Here is a 12795-nt window from a genome sequence, read left to right on the forward strand (position 1 = left end):
CTATGCACGAGAAACGTATTTACCTTCACCAGTGTTGATGATAAGCATTTCGCCTTCGTTAATGAAGATTGGTACTTGTACAACAAGACCTGTTTCTAATGTAGCTGGTTTTGTTACGTTAGAAGCTGTATCTCCTTTAATACCTGGCTCTGTTTCTGTAACTTGTAATTCAACTGTGTTTGGAAGTTCAACACCAAGTACTTCGCCTTGGTAAGTCATGATAGATACTTCCATGTTTTCTTTTAGGAATTTAAGCTCGCGCTCGATTTGTTTTTCGCCAAGTTCGATTTGCTCATAAGTTCCATTATCCATAAATACGTGAGCCTCACCGCTCGCGTATAAGTATTGCATACGACGGTTTTCAATGTGTGCTTTTTCTACTTTCTCACCAGCACGGAATGTTTTCTCTTGAACAGAACCTGTGCGAAGGTTACGTAGTTTAGAACGAACGAATGCAGCACCTTTACCTGGCTTTACGTGTTGGAAATCAAGTACTTGCCAAAGGGCGTTGTCCACTGAAATTGTTAAACCTGTACGAAAATCGTTTACTGAAATCATGTAAAAAAATCCTCCTGTGTATTACAAAATAATAAGTTCTTTTGGTGATTTCGTAATTACTTCATTACCTTCACTTGTTACAATGATATCATCTTCAATACGTACGCCGCCAATACCTGGAATATAAATACCTGGTTCTACTGTTACAGCCATACCTGGTTCAAGTACTGTATCAGAACGGAACGCTAAACCTGGTGCTTCATGGATTTCAAGACCGATTCCATGACCAGTAGAGTGTCCGAAGTATTCACCGTATCCTTTTTCCGTTATGTAATCACGCGTTAACGCATCCGCCTCGCGGCCAGTTAAACCAGCTTTAATACCGTTCACACCATGTAGTTGTGCTTCTAAAACGATATTATAAATTTCTTTCAATTTATCAGATGGTTCACCAACTGCAATCGTACGAGTAATATCAGAGCAATATCCTTTGTAATAAGCGCCGAAGTCTAATGTAACGAAATCTCCTGTTTCTATCACTTTTTCAGATGCCACGCCGTGCGGTAATGCCGAACGAAGACCTGAAGCAACGATAATATCAAACGAAGAAGATGTTGCTCCTTGTTTTCTCATGAAAAATTCAAGTTCATTTGACACTTCAATTTCAGATACTCCCGGGCGAATGAATGATAGAATATGTTCAAAGGCAGCATCTGCAATCTGTGCAGCTTCCTTTAATATCTTAATCTCTGAATCAGTCTTTATCAAGCGTAACTTTTCTACAAGCCCAGAAGTTGGGATAAATTCAGCATCGATCACTTCTTTATGAGCTGAATAAGAACTATATGTAAGAGTATCTTGCTCAAAGCCAAGCTTTTGAATTCCTAGTTCCTTCACTTGCTTTGCAACTTCATCAATAATTAATCCTGCATGCTGTACAATCTCATATCCAACAGCTTGTTTACTAGCCTGCTCTACGTAACGGAAATCTGTAATAAATTGAGCACGTTTTTTCGAAATCAGTACAACACCAGCTGTTCCTGTGAAGTTAGCCATATATCTACGACTATGTTCATTTGTTAACAATATACCGTCAATACCAGCCTCATCAAATGCACTTCTTAATCTTTCGATTTTCTCCATTACTTTATGCCTCCCTAAATTTCTCCATTAATGCAAATAACGCTAACTTATAGCCATAAAAACCAAATCCAACAATTTGTCCCGCACAAACAGCTGCCGTCACAGATTCGTGACGGAACGACTCACGCTGGTGAATGTTAGAAATATGTACTTCAATAACAGGAATCGAAATGCTCGCAATTGCATCTCGAATCGCATAGCTATAATGCGTAAATGCTCCAGGATTTAAAATGATTCCTTCATATATATCTTCCGCCTCATGAAGACGATCGATAATCGCACCTTCATGATTCGATTGGAAACATTCTAACTCCACTCCCATTGTTTCTGCTTCTTGCTTCATATCTGCTTCAAGTGTCGCTAGCGTGCCCTTTCCATATACATTTACCTCACGAACACCGAGGCGATTTAGGTTAGGACCGTTTACGAGGAGTACCTTTTTCATATGCTTAAAACTCCTTAATATTAAATATCTATACAACATTTTAACATAGGAGTTACTTATTTGAATAGTTTGTCTTCTCCTCCGCTTCTCGCTCAGCTTTATTCGTATTTACTGCATAGGAAACAGAATACGCTATAAACACACCATACAATATAAAAATGCATATCGTCGTCACAATTGTTTCTTTTGGTAAATGGAGTGCACTTTTAATAGTAGGCGCTAGTAACCCTATTCCGAAAAATAGTAACGCCCACCAAAATAGACCATAAATCATCCCTGGAAGAATCCCTTCAAACTTTGCCAAAAATGCTTTATACAAAAAAGCAATTAAAATCGAAATTAGTCCCATACAAACAATTCCTGACACATTGCCCCATACCCCTTCTTTCCAGCTTCCAAAGGCAAATGGTAATAGGAAATAATTCGGTCCCGCTTCCGTAAATGAAAATATATGAAGGAAATACCATATTCCCCCCCAAAAGATTCCACCAAATAAACCAATTTGTACAAAATTCCTTGTTCCTAATTGTTCTTGACTCACATCGACACCTCCGCTCACTAGTATGCCCGAAACTATTTTGTACCATGTTTAAATACTGCGAAATTTGTCTATAAAAAGAATAGGAAATGTCCGACTCTCGTAATATTTTCCCTTGTCATCTACTTGTATTTGTCGATAAAATAAAAGAAACTCGGTGATTGTCTTATTTCAAAATGACAGAACCCAGTATGACAATTGCCTCTTTTTCTACATAAGAGAGAAACAAATACAGGTTGGTGTTAACATGGCAGAAGAGTCAAAACAAATATATGGCGGGCAAGCAGTCATAGAAGGAGTTATGTTTGGCGGTAGAGAATATACTGTTACAGCGGTTCGTCGTAAAGATAAATCGATTGAATTTTATCGATTACCACGCGTTCGTAATAAAGCATTATCTATCCTAAAAAAAATTCCATTTTTACGAGGGATTGCCGCTATTGTGGACGCAAGTGCAAACGGAGCAAAACATTTAAACTTTGCTTCAGAACGATTTGATGTCCATCCAGAAGAAGACGAACAAATTGCAAATAAAAAAGAAGAACAATCGAAATTAACGATGGTATTAGGAGTTGCAGCAGTCGGCGTTTTATCTTTCATATTCGGTAAAGTCATTTTCACAGCAGTTCCTGCACTACTAGCTGAATTAACGAGACCGATTTTCCCATCTCATACAGGGCAAATCATTGTCGAAAGTGTCATTAAGCTCATGCTATTATTGAGCTATATATACTTTATTTCTTTAACCCCACTTATTAAGCGGGTATTTCAGTACCACGGTGCGGAGCATAAAGTAATCAATGCTTATGAGAATAATCTTTCACTGACTGTAGAAAATGTTCACAAACAAACGCGCCTTCATTATCGCTGTGGCAGTAGCTTTATTATATTTACAGTCATTATTGGTATGTTTGTTTATTTCCTTGTCCCTACAGATCCACTTTGGGCCAGAGTGGTAAACCGAATTTTATTAATTCCAGTCGTTCTCGGCATTTCTTTTGAAGTGTTACAATTTACAAATCGATTACGCGATATTCCAGTATTACGTATACTTGGATATCCCGGATTATGGCTGCAACTATTAACAACGAAAGAACCAACAGATGATCAAGTGGAAGTAGCCGTTGCATCGTTTGAAGAATTATTACGTTTAGAAAACAAACAATAATTATTTAAAAATGGTGTTCAACTCCTTTCCTCATCGTTAATATACTAATTTTAATATATGTTTTTAGGAGGTGTCCCTTATGAACGGTCGTTCGTTTACATTCGCTATATTTGTGCTTATTATCGGATTAGCAATATTCGGCCTTGTTTCATCTGTTATTACAGATCCAATGGGAGTGTTAAGAAATATTGGTATCATGTTGGCTGTCGTTGGTATCTTTTATTTACTCTACAAAATGTTTACAAACTCTAGTGGTTCTGCAAATTCGCAAAGCTCATATAAGCGTGCTGCAAAACAATCGAACCGCAAACACGGGAAACAAAATGTAGCACCCCTAAGCAATTCTTTCTTGAAACGAAACGCTTCTGATGACAAGGGAAAAAAGGGTAATTCTCCATCGTTGAAACGAAAAAGAAAACAATCTCATTTAACTGTCATTGAAGGTAAAAAAAACAAAAAGAAAGACCGTGCTTCCTTTTAGGAAATACGGTCTTTTTTTATACTTTGAAGCACTTCTTTCAAACTTTTATCTCTCATACTTTCAATTCGAAGGTGATGATTTTCGAACTGTAAATTTCTTGTCACATCATTAGGCACAACGACGCATGTTAACCCTGCTGCAATCGCGGCTTTCAATCCGTTTAACGAGTCTTCAAATACAACAGCTTCAGACGGGTCAATCCCTAAATCGTCTATCGCTACCCGGTAAAGTGCTGGATCCGGTTTTACCTTCACAACATCTTCTCTCGTTTTAATGACTTCAAAATAATCTCGAATTTGTAGCTCTTCCAAAAAAGGAATAATCCATTCTCTAGATGAACTGGAAGCTAATGCAATTTTCAATCCCATCTCTTTCGCTTCCGCTAAATATTCTTTTACCCCGTCACGAGCTTCTGGTATTTTCATTTTCTCTTTATGTAAAGTTTTAACTTTCTCTTTTAATGCATGCTTGTTAAACTTCTCTTTTAATTGCTCATTCAAATATGTATACAGTACATCGTCTGTCGTTCCAATACATTTTGCAAATTCCTCTAAAGGTAACTCTCCGCCGTACTCACGAACAGCCTCTCTGAAAGAGTGAAACCATATTGTTTCTGTGTCCACAATTAATCCATCAAAATCAAAAATAATTGCTTTCATGATTCTCCCATCCTTTTCGATTGAAATAAAAAAGGAAACGCCATACGTTCCCCTTAATTACTTTTCTCTTCATTTGCTTTTTGAACACCGCGAAGTGTTTCCACTCTAACTTCATCTTGTTCAAAGTATTGCACTAAATCACCGATACGGTCAATTGATTCCCAACTTAAATGATGTTCAATTCCTTCTACATCATTATAAATTTTACTTTCATCCACACCAATAATGCGCATAAACTGCTCTAACAATTCATGACGATATACGAGACGTTCTCCGATTTTTTTACCTTTTGATGTTAATACAAGCCCTCTATATTTTTCATAAATTAGATATTCGTCTTTGTCTAATTTTTGTACCATTTTCGTTACAGAGGATGGATGTACACTAAGCGCTTCAGCAATATCAGATACACGGGCATAACCCTTTTCATCAATCAACAAATAAATTTGTTCAATATAATCTTCCATACTAGGGGTAGGCATCGGTTTCCTCCATCCAATTTCATTTTGCTCATTCCGTACGAAGCAATCAATAAAATGATACACCAGAAAGAATAACGTGACAAGGTAGAAACGAGCCTAAATCTGCAAAAGAGAAAAGAACTTGCTTTCAAATACAAGTTCCTTTTACGTAAAATATTGAATTTCTGCGTTCGGAAAAAAGTGCTGAATATATCCTCTAATCGTTTCTTCCAATACTTCTGCGTCATCTTTTTTATATACGTATTTTCCAATGCCATATCGTCCCCATTTATATTTTCGCTTCTCTTCATCCATTTCAAGCTTCGTATTCGGATAACGCTCTTGAATAACCTTTTTTGCTGGTTTTGTAAAGCGATGCTGAATTAATTCAAACGATAAATTTGGTATCGTCATATCCTTCAATGCATTGTACAATCTTTCAAATAACTCACGGTATCCGTCTTCCCATCCCTCATGCATGTAAATTGGCGCTACTATAAACCCGAGCGGATAGTTAGCCCCCGCTACTTTACGAGCAGCCTCAATTCGATCTTCAAACGGTGATGTCCCTGGCTCAAAATTTTTAATCACATAACGAGAATTAATACTAAACCGGAAACGAGTTTTCCCATTATGTTTTGCATCCAATAAATGATCAACGTGCGAATATTTCGTAACGAAACGTAAACGCCCATGCTCACTTTCTCCAATGAATTCAATTGCCTGCTTTAATGCATGTGTTAAATGATCAATTCCAACGATATCTGATGTACAAGCCGCTTCAAACCTTGTTATTTCAGGTGCTCTTTCATCCATATATTGCTTTGCCTTCTCAAATATTTCATCAAGATTCACATACACGCGAACGTAAGGCTTACTCCCAAGTGTCGTTTGCAAATAGCAATAATGACAATGTCCCATACACCCTGTTGCAAGCGGAATTGCATATTCAGCTGACGGTTTTGACGTATCAAACTTTAATGTCTTCCTCACTCCAACAACAAGTGTCGCCTTTGCATTACGATACTTTTGCAGATCATTTTCACCTGGCAAATTTCTAATTTGATTATGGGATGTCGTTTCACGAATTTCTAATCCCATCTTCGTAAACTTCTCATACAGCTCTTTTCCAAGTGGATATTCGAGTGCCTTCGGTTCAAAGTAAACGAGTTTTGGCATAAACGGTTTCATAGGCTTCCCTCCTCTCGTTAGTATGGGAAACATTGAAAAATTAACACGCATTAAAGTTTTCCACTTCAGTAACTTGCGTTGCAAGTTACTGAATGTTATAATTTGGATAACAATTACCTTGCAACGCAAGTTAGCTGAGTAAAAGGTGGTGAAATCATGCACAGCCAAATGTTAAAAGGTGTACTCGAAGGTTGCATCCTATACATCATTTCACAAGAAGAAGTGTACGGATATGAACTGAGCACAAAATTAAATAAGCACGGATTTACATTCGTAAGCGAAGGAAGCATATATCCGTTATTGTTACGTATGCAAAAAGAAAAATTGATTGAAGGAACATTAAAAGCCTCCTCACTCGGTCCAAAGCGAAAATATTATCACGTAACCGATAAAGGATTAGAGCAGCTTGAAGAATTTAAACAAAGCTGGGGAATGGTTTCAACGACCGTAAACAACTTATTACAAGGGGAGTGATAGGAATGAAAGCGAAAGATTTAATCGAACTAAATAACCAAAAGCGTAAATTATTAACTACAGAAAATGAAACCGCCTATAGTGACATGTTAATATACATCCGCTTGGCTAAAGTGCCAGAATACCATGCGGAAGAACTGCTAATTGAAATTCTAGATCACCTTATTGAAGCGCAGCAAGAAGAAAAAACTGCTTATGATATTTTTGGCGACGACTTACAGGCATACTGTGACGAACTAATTGCTGCCCTACCGAAGCCAAGTTTATGGGAACAATTATCAATCCCTTTATTTATAACTAGTTATTTGTTAGCAATATACTTTGCTATTTCTTCCGTAACTGCATTGGTATTCCCCTTATTTTCAAATGAAACACGTTTTATATTTGTACACATTGATTTCATTTATCTACTTGCATTTATACTGTCCATACATCTCATCATACGTTTTATTTTCGACTTTATTAACACTGATTTATTTAAAAATAAAACAACTATTTGGAGGCAACTAGGAAGTTTTTTAATACACCATAGCCTATGGATACTATTAATCGGTATTTCCTTTTTCTTTATTAAACAGCCCTATACTACATCATTACAAATCTCACCTTGGATCGGCACTTTACTGGCCATCTCTTGTTATGCACTATATAAACTCTTCTACAAAAAAGAATATTTAGACTTCAAAAAGGAGTAACGATATGATGACTGAAAAAGAAATGGTTAAGTTAAACAATGAAAAGAGAAATTTATTAACAGCCGAAAACGAAGCTACTTATGGTGATATGCTTATATATTTACGCCTTACTAACGTTCCACAAAAGCAAATGGAAGAATTACTTTTAGAAATATTGGATCATCTTTTAGAAGCACAAGAATACGGTAAAAATGCACATGATATTTTCGGAGAGGATTTAAAAGCTTACTGCGATGAATTAATTAACTCTTCAGAGCATCAAAATTCTTTCCAACAAGCTGCTGTTATTGGGTTTGCAGTTAGTTTATTATTAGCTATTCAGATTGGATTCGATACACTCACTACTCTTATACAAAAACTATTTTCAGATACAAACACTTCAAGAATTCCATTTAGTATTCCTGGAACAATAGTATCTGCTACCGTTTTAACAATTGGTGCTTTCATAACTTTTTCTTTATTTAGACGTTTCTCTTTTACAATCTTAGTTTCCTGGAAACAAAAAGCACTCCTCTTATTATCAGTATTTATACCTTTTGTCTTATCAGTTTTTGCAAACGTATTTTTCAAAACACGACCATACTTATTTTATAATTTGTCTATTTGGCAAGGTGCTCTTATTACAATTTCTTTTTATATTCTGTACAAATTTTTATATAAAACATCTAAATTTTAACAGCCCTTCAAAAGGCTGTTTTTCTTCTGTCTAATTTTACAAATTGAAAAATTTCATAAAGAAAATAAGAAAAATGCAAAATAATTAAAGTTAATTGTTGACGTGATGCTTTTATTATCGGTATCATAAATCTTCGTGAGCAATTATTTTTCGTTATACGATTTTTTTATTATTACTGAATTTTTGAGAGGAGAAATTAGATGTCAGTTAAGAAGAAAACGCAAGTACGCACCGGCAAAATGGTACGTGAACTAATGTTAGCAGACGAAGATGTAAATGCTTCGCTAATTATGGTATATAGTGAAAACGGTGTAAACGCAGAAATTAAAATCGAGGGCTTAACGCCGAAATGTAACGAAGAATTATTTTTGAGCGGAAACGTGGATTGGAACAAGAGTGTTATTTATAAAATTGTCGATTTCACTGGAAACGCTGAAGTTGGTAAAGTTACATTAACAGCGATGAACAAAAATAATGTTTCTCTAGAGATAGAACGCGTTATGTGGAGTAAAGAAAATAAAGAGGCTGCTGAACAAGAAGAAACAGTTGTAGAAGCTACTCCGAAAAAAGAAGTAGTTGTAGAAGCTCCAAAAGCAGTTGCACCTGCTCCAAAGCCTGTTACACGTGTGGAAACACCTGCTCTTACACCTAAGCCTACTCCGGTATCGACACCGAAGCCAGTAAGTGTAGAAGCAGCTGTGGAATTATCTACTCCAGCACCTGTGAAAAAAGCAGTACCAACTCCAGTTACAAAGCAAGAGACAGCACCGGTCGCTCCTGCAAAACCGAAGCAACCTGCTATGACTGAAACAAATTCAAAACTACAAGAAAATTATGTGAAACTCGTGAAAAAGACAATTGAAGTTTGTCAAGATTACGAGCTTGGCATCGACATAGATGATTCTATTGAAGGATTAAAAAAAGAGCTACAAAGCCAAGGTATTAGCGTTACATTTGACAAAGAAATTATGGACGTTGTCAATCGCCTTCGTTCTTTACAAGATAAAGGAATCAAAGTAGAAAAAGTACTTAATTTACTATAAAAAAATAAGAGGTGGCAATTGCCACCTTTTATTTTTTATAATTCCATTCCTTACTTTCATACTTCTCTTTTGCTAATGTTTGCACTTCATGTAACTGTTCTTCCGTTAATTCATACGGAACAAGCTCTACATCTAATCCTTTTTCAAACCCAACCTCAAACGCTTTAATTAACTGCTCAATTGTAAACGTGCGGTCTGTTAATTCATTAATCGCTACTGCTTTAGAAGAAAACATACTCTTCATACGCTCTTTTACACGTTCATTCGGGAATAAAAACAAATCGTATAATTCATCTAAATCTATTTCTAATGGAATCGATCCGTGCTGTAAAATAACACCTTTTTGACGTGTTTGCGCACTACCTGCGATTTTTCTTCCTTCTACTACAATTTCATACCAAGACGGTGCATCAAAGCATACGCCTGAACGTGGATTTTTTAAATTTTCACGATCTGCTTCTGTTTTTGGAACTGCATAATACGCTTCTAACCCTAATGCTTTAAAACCATCTAGTAAACCTTGCGAAATAACACGATACGCTTCTGTAACTGTTTTTGGCATATTTGGATGATCTTCAGACACAATAACACTGTACGTTAATTCTTTATCGTGTAATACACCCCTGCCGCCAGTTTGACGACGAACGAATCCATATTTTTTTTCGTTAACTACGTCCATATTAATATCTTTTTCAACACGCTGGAAATACCCGACTGTTAATGTTGGTACTTCCCATTCATAAAAGCGAATGGTTGGCGGCATTTTCTTTTCACTTTGCCAATTTAATAAACATTCATCTAACGCCATATTAAATGCCGGTGAACATTGACCAGAGTTAATATAACACCATTTTTCTTTTCCCATCCTGCACCTCATATAACCAATTATTTTTCACATTCTCTAGTCTACCAAATTCGACAAAATTTGTGAAAGAATACGAAATTTCTTCTTATTATGCAAATGAATCTGTTGCATAAATACATATGGGCATTATAATATTGAAAGTAGGATAAGAAAAAAGGGAGCGATAGAATCGTGTCAACAACTTGGATTATTTTATTAGCCGTAATCGTAGCGTTCATCGGCTACACTGTATGGATGTATTTCTATCAGAAAAAATTAATTAAAACTCTTACAGAAGAAGAATTTCGCGCTGGCTACCGTAAAGCTCAGCTTATCGATATTCGCGAAGCAGACGAATATAACGCAGGGCATATTTTAGGCGCACGTAACATTCCATTATCACAAATTCGCCTTCGCCATAAAGAACTTCGTCAAGATCAACCTGTTTACTTATACTGCCAAAGCGGATTCCGTACAGGTCGTGCAGCTCAATACTTAAAGAAACAAGGCTACAAAGATTTCTACCAATTACAAGGTGGATTCAAAACGTGGACTGGAAAAATTAAAAAGAAATAATAACATACAAAAACTAGCTGAATCATTCAGCTAGTTTTTTCATTTCATATTGTTGGCAATGTATAATAAATTTTGCTTAATGACATCCTCATCATTCTCTTGTACATTACGATACAACAGTTGATATTCAATCTCCTTTTCCTTCCAAATAAGCGTAGCAAATTCTTCTCCTCGCTCGAAGTCATCCTTATTTTTAAAATAAGCCAATGCTCCATTATTCAATTTCATTTGTTCTTGAAATCGCTTCTCTTCCACGATATTCGGAAAACTATAAGGAAAGTTCGCAACATTTAACTCAATATACTCATTTCTACCTGGCTCCTGCTGTTTATATTTAATCGTTAAGACAGCATTCTTTTTCCCAATCGTTCTTACTTCACCCTTTACATCACTCGTAATGTCATACGGTAAAAACGCCGGAACTTTAAACTTCACTGAAAAATATTTCGGGATTTCCTTAAGCGGAATAGGATCCGTAACATGATCCATAGCTCCCCCTGTTGTTCCCACAAAGTTTTTTTCTTCTTGTATCGTTTGCTGAAACGAACACGAACTTAGCACTAGACTAGAAAACACGAAACAAATGATTCTTTTTTTCAATTTGTTTCCGTCCTTTCATACCGCTTTCTTAACGAATAAAGCGTTTATATGCTCTTCATATTCGCTTTGTCACCAAACTCCTCCTTTGAAAAATTTCCACGTTATTCTCATACATTTTGACAAAACTTCATTTATAGACGCAAAAAAGACTCCTGTTATTCTCACGCCCAAATAAAAAGGTTACGCGAATAAAAGGAAGCCTTATTTATAACATAGTTTGTGAAAAGCTTTTCAGGTCAAGATTTTTTCATTCTTATTATTTTCCCTTTATAATAAGGGTAAGAGGTGATACATATGGCCAATATAAAACAAATTGCAAAAACCGCTGGTGTATCCATATCAACTGTTTCCCGCGTCCTTAATAATCACCCTTACGTAAAAGAAGAAAAACGTAAGCGTGTTCTAGATGCTGTTGAAGAATTGAACTATGCAAAAAATATAAATGCTATTCATTTAATAAAGGGAAAAACATATACAATCGGTGTTATGCTCCCTTTCATTAACCTTCCATACTTCAGTACCATTATTGAAGGAATTGGAAACGAAGCGTTAGCAGCTGGATATCACATTAATTTATGTCAAACAAATTACGATAGCATTGAAGAAATTCGCGTTCTTGAAATGATGAAAATGAAACAATTCGACGGAATGATTATTTGCTCTCGAACGAGTTCGTGGAAACAAATTGAAGCTTTCGCAAAATTTGCCCCCATTATTTCATGTGAAAAAATGAAGCATCCCCTCATTTCATCCGTCTACGTAGATCACTATGAAGGCTTCCGTCTCGGCACTACATATTTACTAAGTAAGGGCCATGAAAAAATCGGAATCTGTTTAGCAAGAAAAACGAGCGCAAATTCTATGGAGCGCGAAAAGGCATTTGCTGATACACTTCGTAACGAAGGGAAAACGTTACATCCCGAATGGATTTTTCATCAATGCTATACAATGCAGGACGGAGCACAAATACTCCATCGCATTTTAAATATGAAAAATCGTCCAACCGCTATTTTCACGGCAAATGATCAAGTTGCAACTGGTTTATTAACTGAGGCAAAAAAACACGGCATTCGAGTACCAGAAGACCTTGCTATCCTTGGATTTGATAATCATGAAATTTCAAAGGCGTTAGAAATTTCAACAATTGAACATCCTGGTCTCGCAATGGGCTCACATGCGTTTTCTTTATTCCATAAACAAATCCAAAGTGAGCAAATTAGCGGGAACGCAAAAGAACTTTCATTCCATTTAATTGAGCGAGATACTGTCTAAAAAGAGCGTTACTGAACTGCACCCCAATTGT

Annotated in this window: 17 protein-coding genes; 8 read left to right on the top strand and 9 right to left on the bottom strand. The window is 36.2% G+C overall.

Annotated elements, in window-relative coordinates; genetic code table 11:
* The 4 genes from efp to ACYVEC_RS14900 are packed head-to-tail and all read right to left on the bottom strand — an operon-like array spanning position 1 to position 2627.
* A complete protein-coding gene (efp, locus tag ACYVEC_RS14885) occupies positions 1–558 on the bottom strand; it encodes an elongation factor P (RefSeq protein ID WP_063222989.1) in 558 nt (185 codons plus the stop codon).
* A 21-nt stretch (positions 559–579) separates the two neighbouring features.
* Positions 580–1641: a Xaa-Pro dipeptidase gene (pepQ, locus tag ACYVEC_RS14890; RefSeq protein ID WP_063222988.1), complete on the bottom strand. Its 1062-nt coding sequence runs from the start codon at positions 1639–1641 to the stop codon at positions 580–582.
* Between the two features lie 4 nt (positions 1642–1645).
* Positions 1646–2086 carry a type II 3-dehydroquinate dehydratase gene (gene aroQ, locus ACYVEC_RS14895; protein ID WP_063222987.1) on the bottom strand — a complete coding sequence of 147 codons (441 nt, stop codon included), beginning with the start codon at positions 2084–2086 and terminating at the stop codon, positions 1646–1648.
* 52 nt (positions 2087–2138) lie between these two features.
* The gene (locus ACYVEC_RS14900; protein WP_063222986.1) at positions 2139–2627 is read right to left on the bottom strand and encodes a YqhR family membrane protein; all 489 of its coding nucleotides are present in this window, start codon (positions 2625–2627) and stop codon (positions 2139–2141) included.
* 244 nt (positions 2628–2871) lie between these two features.
* Between ACYVEC_RS14900 and ACYVEC_RS14905 the strand changes: the two genes are divergently transcribed.
* Together ACYVEC_RS14905 and ACYVEC_RS14910 are read left to right on the top strand one after the other, a co-directional pair.
* Positions 2872–3792, top strand: coding sequence for a DUF1385 domain-containing protein (locus ACYVEC_RS14905; protein WP_275719443.1), 921 nt, complete (start codon positions 2872–2874; stop codon positions 3790–3792).
* 79 nt (positions 3793–3871) lie between these two features.
* Positions 3872–4273, top strand: a complete 402-nt coding sequence (locus tag ACYVEC_RS14910) for an SA1362 family protein (protein WP_063222984.1) — start codon at positions 3872–3874, stop codon at positions 4271–4273.
* On the opposite strand, the gene ACYVEC_RS14915 is transcribed toward ACYVEC_RS14910, so the two are convergent.
* The 3 genes from ACYVEC_RS14915 to splB form a co-directional block, all read right to left on the bottom strand.
* Positions 4270–4932, bottom strand: a complete 663-nt coding sequence (locus ACYVEC_RS14915; protein ID WP_142332714.1) for an HAD-IA family hydrolase — start codon at positions 4930–4932, stop codon at positions 4270–4272. The two genes, ACYVEC_RS14910 and ACYVEC_RS14915, sit on opposite strands and share 4 nt — an antisense overlap.
* Before the next feature lie 53 nt (positions 4933–4985).
* A complete protein-coding gene (mntR, locus tag ACYVEC_RS14920) occupies positions 4986–5414 on the bottom strand; it encodes a transcriptional regulator MntR (RefSeq protein ID WP_001143080.1) in 429 nt (142 codons plus the stop codon).
* 144 nt (positions 5415–5558) lie between these two features.
* Positions 5559–6584 carry a spore photoproduct lyase gene (gene splB / locus ACYVEC_RS14925; protein ID WP_063222982.1) on the bottom strand — a complete coding sequence of 342 codons (1026 nt, stop codon included), beginning with the start codon at positions 6582–6584 and terminating at the stop codon, positions 5559–5561.
* A gap of 156 nt (positions 6585–6740) precedes the next feature.
* Here splB and ACYVEC_RS14930 point away from each other — a divergent pair, with 156 nt between their 5' ends.
* From ACYVEC_RS14930 to ACYVEC_RS14945, 4 genes are all read left to right on the top strand, one after another.
* A complete protein-coding gene (locus ACYVEC_RS14930) occupies positions 6741–7058 on the top strand; it encodes a PadR family transcriptional regulator (RefSeq protein ID WP_000556083.1) in 318 nt (105 codons plus the stop codon).
* Between the two features lie 5 nt (positions 7059–7063).
* Complete coding sequence (locus ACYVEC_RS14935) at positions 7064–7753, top strand: DUF1129 domain-containing protein (RefSeq protein ID WP_460507069.1); 690 nt, start codon at positions 7064–7066, stop codon at positions 7751–7753.
* Positions 7754–7760: 7 nt separating this feature from the next.
* Positions 7761–8429, top strand: a complete 669-nt coding sequence (locus ACYVEC_RS14940) for a DUF1129 domain-containing protein (RefSeq protein WP_460507072.1) — start codon at positions 7761–7763, stop codon at positions 8427–8429.
* A 200-nt stretch (positions 8430–8629) separates the two neighbouring features.
* Positions 8630–9472, top strand: coding sequence for a hypothetical protein (locus ACYVEC_RS14945; protein ID WP_063222980.1), 843 nt, complete (start codon positions 8630–8632; stop codon positions 9470–9472).
* A 28-nt stretch (positions 9473–9500) separates the two neighbouring features.
* On the opposite strand, the gene ACYVEC_RS14950 is transcribed toward ACYVEC_RS14945, so the two are convergent.
* Positions 9501–10337, bottom strand: a complete 837-nt coding sequence (locus ACYVEC_RS14950) for a lipoate--protein ligase family protein (protein WP_000514079.1) — start codon at positions 10335–10337, stop codon at positions 9501–9503.
* 171 nt (positions 10338–10508) lie between these two features.
* On the opposite strand from ACYVEC_RS14950, the gene ACYVEC_RS14955 reads away from it, so the two are divergent.
* Complete coding sequence (locus tag ACYVEC_RS14955; RefSeq protein ID WP_060632246.1) at positions 10509–10892, top strand: rhodanese-like domain-containing protein; 384 nt, start codon at positions 10509–10511, stop codon at positions 10890–10892.
* A 39-nt stretch (positions 10893–10931) separates the two neighbouring features.
* On the opposite strand, the gene ACYVEC_RS14960 is transcribed toward ACYVEC_RS14955, so the two are convergent.
* Positions 10932–11468, bottom strand: coding sequence for a hypothetical protein (locus ACYVEC_RS14960; RefSeq protein ID WP_063223165.1), 537 nt, complete (start codon positions 11466–11468; stop codon positions 10932–10934).
* Positions 11469–11786: 318 nt separating this feature from the next.
* Between ACYVEC_RS14960 and ACYVEC_RS14965 the strand changes: the two genes are divergently transcribed.
* Positions 11787–12764, top strand: a complete 978-nt coding sequence (locus ACYVEC_RS14965) for a LacI family DNA-binding transcriptional regulator (protein ID WP_098556102.1) — start codon at positions 11787–11789, stop codon at positions 12762–12764.
* Positions 12765–12795 lie beyond the last annotated feature (31 nt).

This window comes from Bacillus sp. MN7755, assembly GCF_054771475.1.